Here is a 16,130-nt window from a genome sequence, read left to right as displayed (position 1 = left end):
CGGACTGCACCAATCCTAACCGGCTGGTCCTGAGGTCCCCCTGTACACACGCTGCCCGGGCGCCCGCGGACCGGCGTCCGCCGAGCTTCACATGGTAGTTTCTTTGCGGAAGCGCCCGCCTTCCTCGCCCCGAATCACCGAGAGGACCAGACGCGTTGGTCTTTATTGCACCCGAGGCCGATGTGTCGAGTGAAGCGACGATCGGCGAAGGCACCAAGATCTGGCATCTCGCTCAAGTGCGCGAAGGCGTGCAGATGGGTCGTGACTGCATCATCGGCCGTGGCGCCTACATCGGCACGGGAGTCGTGATGGGCGACAACTGCAAGGTGCAGAACTACGCACTCGTCTACGAGCCCGCCGTGCTCGAGGCGGGCGTGTTCATCGGTCCGGCCGTCGTGCTCACCAACGACACGTACCCCCGCGCAGTGACCCCGGACGGCGAACTGAAGAGCGCCCACGACTGGACTCCGGTCGGGGTCACCATCCGTGAAGGCGCCTCCATCGGAGCCCGCGCCGTCTGCGTGGCTCCGCTCACGATCGGCCGATGGGCGACAGTCGCGGCCGGAGCTGTCGTCACGAAGGACGTACCGGATTTCGCTCTCGTCGCCGGCGTGCCCGCACGACGCATCCGCTGGGTCGGCCGGGCGGGCGTCCCGCTCGAACCGGATGGCGGCGACTGGGTCTGCCCTGTGACGGGCGCGCACTACCGCGAAGAGAACGACGAACTGAGAGAGGTTTCCGCATGAGCGAGCAGCTGGAATTCATCCCGGCCGCCAAGCCGATCATCGGCGACGAGGAGCGTGCGGCCGTCGACGCTGTGCTCGCGACAGGGATGCTCGCTCAGGGTGCCGAGGTCGCCGCCTTCGAAACCGAGTTCTCGGCCCACCTCGTCGACGGCCGCCACGCTGTCGCGGTCAACTCGGGAACCGCGGGTCTCCACCTCGGTCTGCTCGCAGCGGGCGTCGGTCCCGGCGACGAGGTCATCGTGCCGTCGTTCACCTTCGCCGCGACGGCCAACTCCGTGGCACTCACCGGCGCGACTCCCGTCTTCGCGGACATCGAGCCCGACTACTTCGCACTCGACGCCGCTTCCGTCGCCTCGGTCATCACCGAGCGCACCGTCGGCATCATGCCCGTCCACCTCTACGGCCACCCCGCCGACGTGGTCGCGCTCGGCGACCTCGCCTCGAGTCGCGGCCTCCAGCTCTTCGAAGACGCGGCTCAGGCGCACGGGGCGACCAAAGCCGGAATCCCGGTCGGCGCCTTCGGCTCGTTCGCGATGTTCAGTCTCTACCCGACGAAGAACATGACCTCCGGCGAGGGCGGTATCGTCACGACCGGCAGCGACGAGGTCGCCCGCCGCCTCCGCCTGCTGCGCAATCAGGGCATGGAGAAGCAGTACGAGAACGAGATCGTCGGATTCAACGCGCGCATGACGAACCTGCACGCTGCGATCGGGCGCGTGCAGCTGACGAAGATCGACGCGTGGACGAAGAAGCGCCGCGACAACGCCGCGTTCTTCGATGCGGGCCTCGAGGGCGTCGTCACTCCGCCGGTAGCGGCGGACGCGACCCACGTCTACCACCAGTACACGATCCGCGTCAGCGACGACCGCGACGGCTTCGCACAGGCACTTCGTGAGGAGTACGCGATCGGCAGCGGGGTCTACTACCCGATCCCGAACCACCGACTCCCCTCCTTCCAACGCACCGAAGACCTGCCGGAGACCGAGCGGGCCGCCGCCGAAGTACTCTCGCTCCCGGTGCACCCGTCCCTCTCGCGCGGCGACCTCGAGCGCATCGTCACGGCTGTCAACGCCCTCGCGAAGGCGGGTTCGTAATGGCCGACCTGAGGATCGGACTCGTGGGCCTGGGAATGATGGGCCGCCACCACGCGCGGGTGATCCGCGAAACCGACGGAGTCGTACTCGCGGGCGTCGCCGATGCTCTGGGGGACCCCCACCGGGTCGCAGGCGACCTGGCGATCTCCGCATCCGTCGATGACCTGATCGCGGTCGGCATCGACGCGGCCGTCGTAGCCGTTCCGACGGCATACCACGAGGCAGTCGCGCTCACTCTGGCCGCCGCCGGGGTGCACGCCCTCATCGAGAAACCGATCTCCGGAGATGTCGCGTCAGGCACTCGCATCGTCGAGGCGTTCGAGAGCCGTGGGCTCGTCGGCGCTGTCGGCCACATCGAGCGGTTCAATCCTGCCCTGCAGAGCCTGCGCGCGCGGATCGCCTCCGGCGACCTGGGCGAGGTCTATCAGATCGCCACTCGGCGGCAGGGTCCGTTCCCGTCGAGAATCGCGGATGTCGGCGTCGTCAAAGACCTGGCGACCCACGACATCGACCTCACGTCGTGGCTTGCCCAGAGCCGGTTCGCCTCCGTGTCGGCGCACACAACGGTCCGGAGCGGCCGCGAGTTCGAAGACATGGTGTCGTTCACCGCGCTTCTCGAGAACAACGTGATCACCAACCACCTGGTCAACTGGCTGTCTCCTATGAAGGAGCGGGTCACCGTGGTCACCGGGGAACGCGGCGCGTTCGTCGCCGACACCATCAGCGGCGATCTCACCTTCTTCGAGAACGGCACAGTAAACACCGAATGGGAGTCGGTGGCGGCATTCCGCGGCGTCTCCGAGGGCACCATGGTGCGGTTCGCCCTCACCAAGCGCGAACCGCTGCGTGTCGAGCATGAAGAATTCCGCAACGCCATCCTCGGACTCGACTCCGGTGTCGTGACGCTTCGTGAAGGCCTCGAGAATGTCCGGGTCGCGGAGGCGGTACTGAAGTCCGCTCAGAACGCGACCACCGAGACGATTGCCGGTGCCTGAGAGCGCTCGACGACCCCGCGTTGTCATCGCATCCCGTATCTTCGAACCGGAAGGCGGCGCAGGCGCCTTCCGGTTGGGCGCACTTGCGCGAGCACTCGACGCGGCCGGTTTCGACCTGCGCGTACTGACGACACGTCCACCCGACGGCGAATACGCTCGCGATGACCGTATCCGGCGCTGGCCGGTGCTGCGGGACAGGACCGGCGCCGTGCGTGGGTACATCCAGTACGCGACCTTCGACGTGCCGCTCTTCTTCCGCCTGCTGTTCAGCCGACGGCCCGACGCGATCGTCGTCGAACCCCCGCCGACGACAGGCTTCGCCGTGTATCTCGCCAGCCGGCTGAAACGAACCGGATATGTCTACTTCGCTGCAGACATCCTCTCGACGGCCTCGCAGGGCATCGGGGTCTCGCCCGCGATCGTGCGCGTCCTGAGGGCGGTCGAAGGCTTCGTGCTCCGCAAAGCGGATGCCGTCCTGGCCGTCTCAGACGGCGTGGCGAGCGAACTTCTCACCTTCGGCGTCGCACCCGAACGGATCACCGTCGTCGGGACGGGCATCGACACCGCGGTCTTCTCTCCCGACGGAGCGCGCCCCGAGCCGGCCGGTCCCTACCTCGTCTACGCCGGAACCATGTCGGAGATCCAGGGCGCCCAGGTGTTCGTCGAAGCATTCCGTCGTATCTCCGGCGACTTTCCCACCGCACGCCTGGTCATGCTGGGCCGCGGCACGGAACTCCCGCTCCTCCGGGAGATCGCGGCTCCCCTCGGCCCCGAACGGGTCGTCTTCGCAGGGCAGGTCAGGGGTGAAGCGGTCGCCTTCTGGCTCCGCGGTGCACGCGCAAGCCTGGCGTCGGTGCGCCCCGATCGCGGTTACGACTTCGCATTCGCTACGAAGGCGTTCACGAGCCTCAGCTGCGGGACTCCGGTCATCTACGCCGGCGAAGGAGCGACGCGCCGGGTGATCGAAGAGCATCGCCTCGGAATCACGGTCGACTGGAAGGTCGACGCGGTCGTCGAGGCCATGAAGACCGTGCTGACTGATCCGGCAGACTCCGCCGAGCGCGGGCGCTTGTCGGCGTGGGCGTCCGCGAACGTCTCCCTGGACGCAGTCGGTGCGAAATCAGTGCTGGCGGTCGAGAAGGTCATCGACCTTCGCGGCCGCGCGTGAGCAGCACGTCGACGACACGTGACGCTGCCTGGCCGTCACCGTAGGGAGCCGCAGAGGTCGCATCGGGTCGAGGCCGCTCGACCGCCGCGGCGAGGTCCTCGACACGATCGCCGACCAGGACGTTCCAGCCCAGCTCGACAGTCTCCACCCACTCTGTCTCCGGCCTGACCGTTGTGCACGGTACCCGCAGCAGGAAGGCCTCTTTCTGCAGTCCACCCGAGTCCGTGACGACCCCGCGGCTGCGGGTGACGGCGCTTACCAGCTCTGGGTAGGCCAGAGGCGACGTGAGCACGATGGAGCCCCGGTCGAGTGAGACCCCCGCACTCGCCGCTGCCGCGACAAGACGGGGATGCGCGAGGAGCAGCACAGGTCGGTCCAGCCCAGCCAGCGCTGCGACGATGCGATCGAGTCGTGCTGCGTCGTCGGTGTTGTCCGGCCGGTGAATCGTCGCGACGTAGTATTCGCCGTCGGCGAGCCCGTTGGGTGCAGTCCGCTCTCCGGCGACTGCCGAATCGCGGACTCGGTACAGCACGTCGGTCATCACGTCGCCGACGAGCACGCTGCGATCGCCCAGTCCCTCGTCTGCGAGGTGCTTCATCGCGACTTCGGTCGGCGCCAGAAGCAGGTCGGCCGCGTGGTCGGTGAGCACACGATTGTGCTCTTCGGGCATCCGACGGTTGAATGAACGCAGGCCGGACTCGAGATGCGCCAGAGGCAGGTGCAGTTTGACAGCCGCCAGTGCCGCCGCGAGGGTCGAATTCGTGTCACCGTAGACGAGAACCCAGTCGGGCCGGTACTCCTCGAACACCGGTTCGAGGCCCGCGAGCATGGTCCCGGTCTGCGCGCCGTGCTTTCCGGATCCGACCGCAAGGTTGACGTCGGGGGCAGGGATGCCGAGGTCCCGGAAGAAGACATCCGACATGAGCTCGTCGTAATGCTGACCGGTGTGGACGACGACATGGTCGGCGCGACCGGTCATCGCCGCCGAGATGGGGGCGAGCTTGACGAACTGCGGACGGGCGCCGACGACGCTCAGGACGCGCATGCCCGCCTCACGGCTTTCCGATGACGCGATACGTCGCGCCGTCCCAGCGGTCGGCTTGCGAGATGGCTCGGCCGTCGATCACAGTACGGACCCCGGGAAGGTCGACGGCAGAGATGGTGCGGTATTCGGCGTGGTCCGCCTGGATCACAGCGGCGTCTGCGGGAGTCCCCGTGTGGTACGGCACGAAGCCGAGGGCGGAGAGCTCCTCGTCCGAGTAGAGGGGGTCGTGAACCAGAACATGGGCCCCGCGCTCCGTCAGCGCGGAGACCGTGCCGAACACGCCTGAGAACGCGGTCTCCTTCACGCCGCCGCGATAGGCGGCACCGAGGACGACGACGGTCTGGCCGGCGAGGTCACCGTGCGCGCCTTCGAGGAGAGCGACGGCGTACGACGGCATCTCAGCATTCGCCTCGCGTGCGGCCCTGACGACCGTGGCTGCCGGATCGTTCCACAGGTAGAGACGCGGATAGACCGGGATGCAATGGCCGCCGACGGCGATTCCCGGACGGTGGATGTGGCTGTACGGCTGCGAATTCGACGCTTCGATCACCTGGTAGATGTCGATGCCGTTGTCCGCGGCGAAGCGTGCGAACTGGTTGGCGAGCCCGATGTTGACGTCGCGGTAGGTGGTCTCGGCGAGCTTGGCGAGCTCTGCCGCCTCCGCGGATCCCAGATCCCACACGCCGTTCGGGCGGTCGAGTTCGGGCCGGTCGTCGAAATCGAGGACCGCCTCGTAGAACTCCGTCGCGCGCGAAGCACCGGCAGCGTCGAACGCGCCGATGAGCTTCGGGTACTTGCGCAGGTCGGCGAAGACGCGGCCGGTGAGCACACGTTCGGGCGAGAACACGACGTGGAAGTCTGTGCCCTCGATCAGGCCTGACGTCTCCTCGAGCATCGGTTTCCAGCGCGTGCGAGTGGTCCCGACAGGCAGGGTCGTCTCGTAGGACACGAGCGTGCCCGGGGTGAGGTGTTCGCCCAACGAGCGTGTCGCCGCATCCATCCACCCGAAGTCGGGCCGTGCCTCGTCGTCGACGAAGAGCGGGACGACCAGGACGACAGCGTCGGCGCCGGGGACGGCATCGGCGTAGTCCGTGGTCGCCCGGAGGGCTCCGGACGCCACAAGCGCGCCCATCCGCTCCTGCAGTTCCGCCTCGCCGGGGAACGGTTCTGTCCCGGTATTGACGAGGTCGACGGTGCGCTGGTTGACATCGACCCCTACGACCTGGTGGCCCTTGCCTGCGAACTGCACTGCGAGGGGAAGTCCGATTTTGCCCAGGGCGATGACGGCGATCTTCATGACGGATGGGACCTTTTCATTTCGGGGATGCTGCGGCCGGGCCGCGAGGTACGACGACTGGTAATTCTACGCAACGGACGCCGGCAGCATGGTCCGCTCGCGCGGCGCATGGGCCAGAGCGAAATAGACGGCGGCGGCGAACGCCAGCATCCCTACGACCCAGACCGCCATCGGAGGAACCGCTCCGGTCCACCACCAGTGCTGGAAATGGTCGAGGTTCCAGTCGAAGACGTTGAACCCCGAGATGTAGCGGCGCATCGTCGTGTGGAGTGCAGCCGCGTTGGCGACGCTCACCCCGATCACGACGACGATCGCCTGAAGCCGCGTGAACAGGATCGGACGGCCGTTCGCCTGAAGGAGCGCGACGCCGGCGAAGATGATCACCAGAGGCATGATGTACCGCGGCTGCACTTCCTGCCCGACCACTGCGCTGCTCTTGGTCAGGACCCACACCGGGATCGCGACGAGCGCGGCAAGAGCGATCACGAGCGAGACGAGCTTGCGGGCCGACATGGATACGAGACCCGTGTACGTCGCCGCGCCGAATGCGAGAACCCCCAGGACCGGGACCACGGCGGGCATGATCGTGTCGAGCCAGCCCAATCCCCATGAGCCGAGCACGCCCGACCAGAGTGAGGGGACCTGGAGGAGGTTGTTCCACAGCAGACCGAAACCACCTGTGGCACTCGGCGGATGAGTGCCGGTGAGGCCGCCGGACGCGACACTCGACTGGTTCGAGACCAGGTAGAAAAGGCCCGCGACGATGACGATGCCGAGGGGCAGGATGGCTTTCAGCCAGAACTCCCGGGTTCGCGCCACGGTCATGAGCAGGGCGAGCCCGACGGCGATGACGGAGTAGATCGCGGCGTCTGCACGCGCGCCGGCCCCCATGACCGCCGCGAGCGCAGCCACGCAGCCCAGCACGATGCTCCGCCAACCCCGACGCTCGAAGTAGCCGACCAGGGCGAGCCACAGTGTGCCGCCTGAGATCACGGCCCACGCGCTCGGGTTGTTCGATGCGATCAGGAACGCACCGAGCGGGACTATCACGATCGACCAGGTCCATACCAGGGTGCGCCGCCGGCTCGGCCCGAGAAGGTAGTACAGGAGGCTGGTGATGCCGACGAAGAGCAAGACGTTGATCGCCCGCATCAGAAGGATCGAGACAGTGAAGTTCGTGCTCGCGAACACGCTCATCGCCGCGTAATAGACCGGCGGATACTCACCGCTGAAGTTGCCACGCGCGGTGGCGATCATCGAACCGGCCCCGAGCCCGTCGATGGGGCAGGTCTCCACACTTCCGACGAAATGACGGTTGCAGTTCGTCTCCCCCACGGCGAACGGAACGGCGCGCTGGTCAGGGTGTCCTGGAACGGCTTCGCAGAGGCCCGGGCGCTCACCCAGCCCGCACCAGATACTCGTCAGGTGGAAGTCGTCGTCGGGGCTCGAGCCGATGGGCGAAGCGAACGCCCAGCACATCAAGGCGATGAGGGCGAACACCGGAACGAGGATGATCGAACCGAATCGCGATGCGCGACGGGGCTCCGTTTCGGTGAATTGCACCAGTGCATCCTATCCGCTCGGTTCAGGTGCGGACGCTCGCGTCCGGCGTCAGGCAGCCGGACCCGTCGGGATGAGCGCCCCGAACTTCGTGACGACGTTCAGGTACGGCTTGCCCTGGCTGAGCTGGACGAACTTCGCCATCGACGTGATCGGCCGCTTCTTGCCGGCGTCGAGGTAGTAGATCGAGCCGTCCGGGGTGCGGATGAACGCTGTGGCCGGTGCGCCGATCTTCAGCAGCGCGCACGTGAACTGGTCCAGCACCACGGGCGTGAACGGGTACGCCGGCTGGAGGTCTGCGCTCACCGCGTGGATCGATCCGCCGGCACTGACATAGTTCTGCGTCCCGCAGGTGATGCCGAAGCCCAGCAGGGTCGTCGCCTGTGGATAGGCGTCGAGCCGAGACTGCGTCGTCGTCGTCCACGTGGTGATACCGGCTTCAGTGGTGTAGATGAAGTCCGACAGCGCGACCTTGCTCGTCACACCGTCGACGAGGTACACCGTGGCGTTCGTCGGCGTGCGAACCAGTGTGCCGGCGGTCAGGGCGACCGGGCCCTTCGGGAGCGCAGCGACCAGTGCTGCAGGCACCGTGGTGATAGCCGGGGTCTTTCCTCCGTTCAGCGCCAGAAGGGAGTCCCATGCGCCCACGGGGAGGATCTTGTCTGTCATCACGATATAGACGGTCGCGTCCGACGCCGTTTTGATGGATGCGCCGGCCGCGATGTCGCCCAGAACCGGGTACGTGTCGAGCAGGCTCTGGGGCACGGCCACCGCGGGTATCGAAGCCGATCCACTCCACGTGTAGCGTCCGGTCGTGGTGAGTATCGAAACCGGCCCGGGTGCTGCGCCCGCCGCCGGCGGGACCATGACGAAGCCCGAGAACGCCGTGGCTCCCGCCGGGATCTTCGCCAGGCTGGCCGTGCTGAGACTGCCGACCGCGCTCTTCGGCAGCCCGGCGCCCGCCACGGCCGCGGTGTCGACGGGATAGCGGGCCGCATTGCCGAGGTACGCATAGTTGGATGTTCCGCGCTCGGCGACGAAGACGGCATCGCGGATGACCGGGTTGCCGTACGGCAGAGTCGACACGGCGTTCTCGGTGAGCACATTGAAGCCGGCGGGCAGGCCCGCGGCCGCCTGCGACTTGTCGTCGAGGATCTCGCGTTTGGTCCCGGCGGTGATGTAGTAGCGCGCACCGGCGGTGGTGCCGAGCACCGGACCCATGTTCGGGCCTGGCGCGAAGTGGCTCAGCTGCTCATCCGTCAGCTGCACGAAGCCGGTCGAGTCACACTTTCCGCCGTAGTCGACGACCAGGCCGCAGCTGGTGAACGGCAGCTTGAGGCTGGCGTCGGTGAAGTAGATCGTGCCGCCCGGGGAGCGAAGGACGCGGCCGGCGAGCTGCATGGTCGTGTAGGCGCTCAGGTACTGGGCGGACACATAGCCGATCTGCCCGAGCGGCGAGTAGGCCGCCAGCATCTGCGCATTCGCGATGGGGTACTTGTTCGTTCCCGAGACGACATAGACCGTCGGATCGGTCATCGTGCGCAGGAGGCTCGTGCCCGCGATGGTCGACCCGAACCAGTCGGTGTAGATCCGCCAGAAGTTGCGGTTGCCGTAGGAACTGCAGCCGTCGCCGGTTCCGTAGAGGTTGGCCAGCGCCGCCGCATTCGGCTGGTACGGCGTGTAATTGTACAGCCCGGCCGTCGCCTGGTTCTGGATGAAGACGTTGCCGGAACCGCACGCGGCATTCGGGCTGTAGCGCACGGCGTTGACTCGCCCGGCGACATGGTTCCAGCTCGTCGGGCTGCCCGCATAGCGCTTGAACTGCAGAGCTGCGTTGTAGACCTGGTTGAAGAAGCCGTAGTACTGGGAGTCGCAGACGGCGGTGTCCGGGCAGCCGTATCCGGTCGCCGAGCGGTATTGTCCGGCCCCCGGCCAGTCGTCGGTGACGAGACCCTGCTCCTTCTCGAGCAGCACGATCAGGGCCTTCTGGCTGATGCCGCACGCAGCACCGACCTTCGCGATGATGGCGGAGGCGAGCTCGTTCGCCGCCCCGGCGTACGCGCTGCAGTTCCCGGCCACAGCCGCCTTCGACGTCGTCGTCTGGCGATAGTCCTTGAGGCAGGTGTACCCGGACCGGCACGTCGACACCTTGCCGTTGAGGAAAGCCTGGACATCGGATGCGCTGAACACGGTGCCGTCGAAGAAGAGCGCATCGCTGATGATGTCGCCCGGGTCGAACTGTCGTCCGTCGGCGGCCTGCGCGGCTGGCTGGACCGTCTCGAAGGCGCTCACGACGGTCACGGCAAGCGCGATCGACAGGGCAGCGGCCAGGAGTCGCATGGGTTTCACGGGATCTCCACACTCACGGGCTCTGACACCACGGTTCTTTGGGACACGGCGGTGTACGACAGCACGACTTTCCACGTGCCACGGGACAGTTTCTCGATCGGAGTGATCCCCTGTCCGCACGAGGTCGTCGAGGTGTCGGCCTGGCCGACCGTCGTCGTGGTGACCTCGGCGCTGCCGGAGCTGAGTGTGTAGGCGCAGGATCCACCGTCTTCGATGATGCCGTTCACATAGCCCGATGTCGTGACTGCCTTCCCGTCTGCATCGACGGAGGCCACGACGATGACGGCTTCAGGCTGGGCAGTCGGCGTCGGAGTGGATGCGGGGATGGTGCCGGACGCCGCAGAACCAGGCGGAGCGCTCGGGCCGGTGCCGTCAGCGGCCGTGCAGCCGGTGAGGGCAAGCGCCACCAGGGCGCAGGCGGCGATTGCGCGCGCGCTCCACCACGGTGTCGTCATCGTTTCCCCAGCGTGATCCAGCCGCTCGGTCGGTGCGGCGCATTCAGGCTATCGTCCAGGTGCACGCGCGGGCCCTCACAACACGTACAGATATTTCCCTTAGAATCAAGCCTGTCCGTTCGTCGAACGGAATGTGAACCCGAGATGAAGGCACCGACCGAATGCGTCGGTGAGGCGAGTGACAAGTACAGCTATGACCACCATGGACGCAGAAGCGCAGGAGCGCGCGTCCCGGATCGCCTTACTTCCGATGCAGCATGTCGGACAGAAGACCGGCTTCTTCACGGGCACAGGCAAATCGATTGCCGAGATCTGGGCGCAGCGAGAACTCCTCTGGCTCCTTGTGCGCCGGGAGATTCGCGCACGCTACAAGGACAGCTCGCTCGGCATCTTGTGGAGCCTGGTCCGCCCGCTGGTCCAGCTCCTCATCTATTACTTCGCGATCGGCCAGATCCTGGGAGCCGCGCGGGCGGTGCCCGACTTCGCGATCTTCGTCTTCGTCGGCCTGACGACCTGGGGCCTGTTCGCAGAAACCGTCTCGGGCATGACGACCTCGATGGTCTCCAATGCGGGCCTGGTGAAGAAGGTGTACCTCCCCCGGGAGATCTTCCCGCTGAGCTCTGTCGGCGGCGCGATCTTCAACTTCATGGTCCAGGCAGTCGTGCTGCTCGTCGCCATCGCCTTCCTTGCCTCCTTCCCAGGCGACGGACGCCTCTGGTTCGCGCCGGTGGCGATCGTGACGCTGATCGTCTTCTCCACAGCCGTCGGCCTCGTCCTGTCGGCCGTGAACGTCTACCTTCGCGATACCGAGCACCTGGTCGAAATCGCCCTCGTAGTCCTCTTCTGGGCCTCCCCGATCGTGTACTCGTACACTTTCGTCCACAACGCCCTGCACGGTAACTGGCTCGAGCAGATCTATCTCGCGAACCCCGTTACGATCTGCATCATCGCCATGCAGAAGGCGCTCTGGGCCGCCGGCACCGAAGCGACCGGCGCCTTCACCCAGGCGTGGCCGGACAACCTGGCGCTGCGACTCGCGATCACTCTGCTCGTCAGCCTGGTCCTCGTCTGGCTCGCTCAGCGCATCTTCTCCCGCCTTCAGGGCAACTTCGCACAGGAGCTCTAGAACATGGCCGCACCGATCCTGGTCAGCGTCGACGACGTCTCGAAGCGCTTCGTCCTGCACAAAGAGAAATCGCTCAAGGAACGACTCGTCAATTTCAAGACCTCACGCAAGCACCGCGATGACTTCTGGGCGCTCCGCAACGTGAGCACTCAGATCGAGGTCGGCTCGACCGTCGGTCTCGTCGGTCACAACGGTTCCGGCAAGAGCACCCTCCTCAAGGTGATCGGCGGCATTCTGCAGCCGAGCACCGGATCGGTCGCGCGCCGTGGTCGCATGGCGGCGCTGCTGGAGCTGGGCGCCGGGTTCCACCAGGACCTGACGGGCCGCGAGAACGTGTACCTCAACGCCGCGATCCTCGGCCTGTCCCGCTCGGACACCGACCGTTACTTCGACGACATCGTCGAGTTCTCGGGCATCGAGTCATTCATCGACACCCAGGTCAAGTTCTACAGCTCGGGCATGTATGTGCGTCTCGCCTTCGCGGTCGCCGTCCACGTCGACCCCGATCTCCTGCTCGTCGACGAGGTGCTCGCCGTCGGCGACGAGCCGTTCCAGCGCAAGTGCATGGACAAGATCTCCGAATTCCAGCGCGAAGGACGAACGATCGTCCTCGTCAGTCACTCGGCCGACCAGGTCGGCAACCTCTGCGACCGTGTTCTCGTGCTCCACGGAGGCGTCATCCAGCATGACGGCGACCCGGCCGAGGGCATCCGTATCCTCCGCAACGGCTATGAAGAAGACCGCGTCGCCTCCAACCTGCGTCACGGTACCCGGCGCGAGGACTTCCCGTACTTGATCGACGATGTGCGCGCCGTCATGGTCGAACGCGACGGACGGTCCGACCTGACGCTGACCGTCGAGGTGGAGATCCGACAGCCGGTGCCCGACTGGGGTATGGGCATGTCGATCGACACCCCGCTCGGGACCCGGCTCTACGAGGCAACGACGTGGGACACGAACGTCTCCCTTCCCAATGTCAAGGGCAAGCATGTACTCACGATGACGTTCCCCGACGTTCGAATCGGTACGGGGAAGTATCTGGTCAATGTCGGCCTCGGCGACCACACGGGCCGCAACTTCGATCAGGCACCCGCCGCCGTGAGCTTCGACACCCCGACAGGAGCGATCGGCCACGGCATCCTGCGCCTGTCGCCGACCGTCACCGTCGAGTAGGCTCGCTCACTTCTTGCGGGCGTGCTCGAGGGAGCCGGCCCTGACCGCTTCGGGGTCGTCGATGTCGACCAGGGTCGACCTGCGGTAGCTCTCCCACTTCGTGACCTGGTATGCCGGATTCAGCGCGAGCCAGTACAGCTTGCGCTTCCAGCTGAACGCGGGGTCCCGAACGATGCGCAGACTGTCTCCTGCGATACCGCGCGCTGTCAGCCTCAGCCTCGCCCGGTTGCTGAGCGGTTCGATGGGAGTTCCGATCTGGCGCAGACCCACGGTCTCGTCGAAGATGCGCTGCCGGTATTCGTCCCGCGTGAGGTCGTTCGAGTGCTCGACACTCGCACGCGGAGCGTACGCCTTGCGATACCCGGCCTCGATGAGATCCTTGCCGAAGAGCTGGTCCTCCGCGTAGCGCACGTCGCGATACGGGATCACGTCGAGCAGGAAGCGCCTCCGCGCGGCCGAGTTCACGTCCGAGTAGAAACTGATCACGCCGAGGATGCCCTCGTCGGTCACGAATGAGTCCTTGTAGAACACGGACGTGCCGAAATCCGGGCCGAAGGTGCGGAACACGCCCTGGATCTCATACTTCTGCAGGGGGAATGCTCCACGACGAGGAACCTGCTTGCCCATCACGGCGACGATTGCAGGGTCGATCGAGAAGGGTGCGAGGAGTTCGCGCAGCCACGATCGGTCGACCGGGATGGCGTCGTGAGTCAGGTAGGCCACGAATTCACCGCGCGCGAGCTCGGCGGCCAGGTTGCGGGTGCGACCGTGCCCGAATTCGCTGTTGGGGATCTGATGCAGCCGCACATGCGGAAACTCCGCGACGATGCCGAGGGTGCCGTCGGTGGACCCGGAGTCGATGACCAGGATCTCGACCTCGCCCTCGACGTCTTGTGCGCTGACCTGCTCGAGGATCCGCCGCAGGTACGTCTCCCCGTTGTAGGTGAGGATCGCCACCGTCGCAAGAGGCGTCGCGTCAGCGGTCGGTTGCGGCTCGGATTTCGTCATAGGTCCGGCGTATCCCTTCATCCATCGGCGTCATCGGTATCTCGCCGAACTCCGTGCGGAACCTCGACGTGTTCAGCACCACCGTGTCGACGAAGGTCGGCGGTTTGGGTCGTTCCTCGATCGCGAAATCCTCGCCGACCACCCGGCGAAGCGACTCGAGCACCTCGTTGACGGTGGTACCCGTCCCGCTGCCGACGTTGTACAGCCCGTACTCAGTCGCGCGACCGAGTACGGGAACGAGCATCCGGACCAGGTCTTCGACGTAGACGTAGTCGCGCACCATCGAACCGTCGCCCAGGCGGATCACGGGAGCCCCGAGCGCGATCTGCCGCAGCGCGATCGGGATGAGCCCCTGTTTGCGATTGGGGTGCTGGCGGGTTCCGTAGGGGTTCGAGACCCTGAACGCTGTCGACGAGAGTCCATGCTTGGTCTTGAAGTACTGCAGGTAGTGCTCGATGGAGAGCTTGCCGATGCCGTAGGGCGAGATGGGAAGCGCGCGGTCGGACTCCGAATACTCGGCCTTGCCCTGTGGTCCGTAGATCGCACCCCCGGTCGACGTGAAATAGAGATGGCCGACGTTGGCGTCGACGCAGGACTCGAGGAGTTCGACGGTCTGGGCGATATTGGTTCGGATGTCCAGCGTGGGATCGCTCTCAGCCGTCGCGGGCGTCGTCGTGGAGAGGGCGTGGACGACCAGGTCGATGCCCTGGACGGCCGAGTCGAGGTCGGCCCGGCTCAGGAACTCCCCCTGCACGAGTTCGACGTCGCGGGACGTGAAGGTGGGCGTGCGCGAGCTGAACCGGTCGAATGCGCGAACGTCGTGGTCCGCGGCGACGAGGGCATCCACCAGGTGCGAGCCGATGAAGCCGTTCGCACCGATCACGAGGGTTTTAGGCACTCATCACCCTTTCGAAGGCCTCGACGAACTGGGCGCCGGAGTCGGCCCAGTCGACGTTGGCGAGCGATTTGGACATCGAGATGGAACGTTCGACGGCATCCGGCCGGTCGAGGATCTCAGCCATCGAGCGTGCGATCGCCAGCGGTGCTGCCGGGACGTACTCGATGAAGGGGTTGTCGGACACCAGCCGGTTGTTCGGGGCATCGTTGACCACGGGGGTGACGCCGCTGGCCATCAGTTCGAGCGGAAGGAGCGACATGTTCGTCAGCGAGAGCACGAGACCTGCGGCGCATCGGTTGTAGATGTCGTTCAACTTCGAGATGTCGAGGCTGGCGAGATTGTTGTATTTGAACGGAATGTCCCAGTTCGAGACGTTCCAGCCTGCCAGGTTGATGGTGACGTCCGGCTTCATCGCGGCGAAGTCGGCGAGCGCCAGGAGTCCGAATTCGAACGCCCGACGCGCGGTGACGGGCCTGGCGTAGAAGAACACCTCGTCGCGGCGGTTGGTGTTCGTCACGTGGTAGTGGGTCTTGTCGACCGCGAAGTCGAAGAGGTCTGTGCTCATGCCGTACTCGGCGTGGAGCTTGTGGGCGAGCCATCCGCCGGCTGTGATCCCATGGAATCCGAACCTGTAGGTATTCTCAGCGAGGACGTACTCCGTACCGACGGGATAGAAGCTCGGCTCGAAGTCCTGCACGAAATAGAAACGCTTCGCGCGGGACTCATCGAGGTAGACCGGGTACGCGGTCTCCCACCCTGTCGCGAACAGTGCCTGGGCGGAGTCGTGAACACCGGATTCGGGCTCGTACATGCGAATATCGGCTGCAAGGTTCGGATATGCGGCCGACTTCTCGAGCATGGAGCGCACATCGGGGATGCTCACAGTGTCGACCATCGACGAGTAGAGGTAGATGGTGCACCGGTGACCGGCCTTCTCGGCGAAGTCGATGAATCGGAAGAGATTCTGGTGCCCGCCGCTCTCCTTGCCTGGGGGCGACATCACCCATGCGATGTCGACCGGCCCTTCGCGGACGGTGATCTGGTCTTCGAGCTGGGGCGGCCTGGTCGTCCAATCGACACGGGCTGCGTCCTCGTTGCGGACGAGCATCTTCGGCGAAAGCCGGACGAGCATGCCGTGCGCCTTGGCGAACAGCCGGGCCAGGAAGACCCGAGGGCCTTCGGCTCCGAGCACTCGGATGCCCTTGACGATCATGCT

General features: G+C 65.9%; 14 protein-coding genes. 6 read left to right on the top strand and 8 right to left on the bottom strand.

Going from position 1 to position 16,130, the window contains the following annotated elements; all coding sequences use genetic code 11:
• The first annotated feature begins 155 nt into the window (after positions 1 to 155).
• The 4 genes from AAYO93_RS04575 to AAYO93_RS04560 are packed head-to-tail and all read left to right on the top strand — an operon-like array spanning position 156 to position 4,003.
• Positions 156 to 746, top strand: a complete 591-nt coding sequence (locus AAYO93_RS04575; protein ID WP_345763828.1) for an acyltransferase — start codon at positions 156 to 158, stop codon at positions 744 to 746.
• Positions 743 to 1,840 carry a DegT/DnrJ/EryC1/StrS family aminotransferase gene (locus AAYO93_RS04570; protein WP_345763827.1) on the top strand — a complete coding sequence of 366 codons (1,098 nt, stop codon included), beginning with the start codon at positions 743 to 745 and terminating at the stop codon, positions 1,838 to 1,840. The genes AAYO93_RS04575 and AAYO93_RS04570 overlap by 4 nt, the downstream gene beginning before the upstream one ends.
• Entirely contained in the window at positions 1,840 to 2,835 is a 996-nt protein-coding gene (locus AAYO93_RS04565) for a Gfo/Idh/MocA family oxidoreductase (protein WP_345763826.1), read from the top strand. Before AAYO93_RS04570 ends, AAYO93_RS04565 begins: the two co-directional genes overlap by 1 nt.
• Entirely contained in the window at positions 2,828 to 4,003 is a 1,176-nt protein-coding gene (locus AAYO93_RS04560; protein ID WP_345763825.1) for a glycosyltransferase family 4 protein, read from the top strand. Before AAYO93_RS04565 ends, AAYO93_RS04560 begins: the two co-directional genes overlap by 8 nt.
• On the opposite strand, the gene wecB is transcribed toward AAYO93_RS04560, so the two are convergent.
• The 5 genes from wecB to AAYO93_RS04535 all read right to left on the bottom strand — a co-directional run bounded on the left by wecB (position 3,978) and on the right by AAYO93_RS04535 (position 10,709).
• Complete coding sequence (gene wecB, locus AAYO93_RS04555) at positions 3,978 to 5,048, bottom strand: non-hydrolyzing UDP-N-acetylglucosamine 2-epimerase (protein WP_345763824.1); 1,071 nt, start codon at positions 5,046 to 5,048, stop codon at positions 3,978 to 3,980. The genes AAYO93_RS04560 and wecB overlap by 26 nt on opposite strands.
• 7 nt (positions 5,049 to 5,055) lie before the next feature.
• Positions 5,056 to 6,345 (bottom strand): nucleotide sugar dehydrogenase, encoded by a 1,290-nt coding sequence (locus AAYO93_RS04550; protein WP_345763823.1) that lies wholly within the window; start codon positions 6,343 to 6,345, stop codon positions 5,056 to 5,058.
• 66 nt (positions 6,346 to 6,411) lie between these two features.
• On the bottom strand, positions 6,412 to 7,908 hold the full coding sequence (locus AAYO93_RS04545; RefSeq protein WP_345763822.1) for a DUF2142 domain-containing protein: 1,497 nt from the start codon (positions 7,906 to 7,908) through the stop codon (positions 6,412 to 6,414).
• 48 nt (positions 7,909 to 7,956) lie between these two features.
• Positions 7,957 to 10,245, bottom strand: a complete 2,289-nt coding sequence (locus AAYO93_RS04540) for a hypothetical protein (protein WP_345764815.1) — start codon at positions 10,243 to 10,245, stop codon at positions 7,957 to 7,959.
• 5 nt (positions 10,246 to 10,250) lie between these two features.
• Positions 10,251 to 10,709, bottom strand: coding sequence for a hypothetical protein (locus AAYO93_RS04535; protein WP_345763821.1), 459 nt, complete (start codon positions 10,707 to 10,709; stop codon positions 10,251 to 10,253).
• A gap of 193 nt (positions 10,710 to 10,902) precedes the next feature.
• Here AAYO93_RS04535 and AAYO93_RS04530 point away from each other — a divergent pair, with 193 nt between their 5' ends.
• A complete protein-coding gene (locus AAYO93_RS04530) occupies positions 10,903 to 11,835 on the top strand; it encodes an ABC transporter permease (RefSeq protein ID WP_345763820.1) in 933 nt (310 codons plus the stop codon).
• A gap of 3 nt (positions 11,836 to 11,838) precedes the next feature.
• Positions 11,839 to 13,008 carry an ABC transporter ATP-binding protein gene (locus AAYO93_RS04525; protein ID WP_345763819.1) on the top strand — a complete coding sequence of 390 codons (1,170 nt, stop codon included), beginning with the start codon at positions 11,839 to 11,841 and terminating at the stop codon, positions 13,006 to 13,008.
• A gap of 6 nt (positions 13,009 to 13,014) precedes the next feature.
• Here AAYO93_RS04525 and AAYO93_RS04520 read toward each other — a convergent pair whose 3' ends face one another.
• Genes AAYO93_RS04520 through AAYO93_RS04510 form a run of 3 tightly spaced genes read right to left on the bottom strand, consistent with a single transcriptional unit; the run spans position 13,015 to position 16,127 of the window.
• Positions 13,015 to 14,016 carry a glycosyltransferase family 2 protein gene (locus tag AAYO93_RS04520; protein WP_345763818.1) on the bottom strand — a complete coding sequence of 334 codons (1,002 nt, stop codon included), beginning with the start codon at positions 14,014 to 14,016 and terminating at the stop codon, positions 13,015 to 13,017.
• Positions 13,985 to 14,914 (bottom strand): NAD-dependent epimerase/dehydratase family protein, encoded by a 930-nt coding sequence (locus AAYO93_RS04515; protein ID WP_345763817.1) that lies wholly within the window; start codon positions 14,912 to 14,914, stop codon positions 13,985 to 13,987. The genes AAYO93_RS04520 and AAYO93_RS04515 overlap by 32 nt, the downstream gene beginning before the upstream one ends.
• A complete protein-coding gene (locus AAYO93_RS04510) occupies positions 14,907 to 16,127 on the bottom strand; it encodes a rhamnosyltransferase WsaF family glycosyltransferase (RefSeq protein ID WP_345764814.1) in 1,221 nt (406 codons plus the stop codon). Before AAYO93_RS04510 ends, AAYO93_RS04515 begins: the two co-directional genes overlap by 8 nt.
• Between the last annotated feature and the right edge of the window lie 3 nt (positions 16,128 to 16,130).

The sequence above is a fragment of the Diaminobutyricibacter sp. McL0608 genome, from assembly GCF_039613825.1.
GTDB lineage: Bacteria > Actinomycetota > Actinomycetes > Actinomycetales > Microbacteriaceae > Diaminobutyricibacter.
This window is presented reverse-complemented; position numbering and strand designations above follow the sequence as displayed.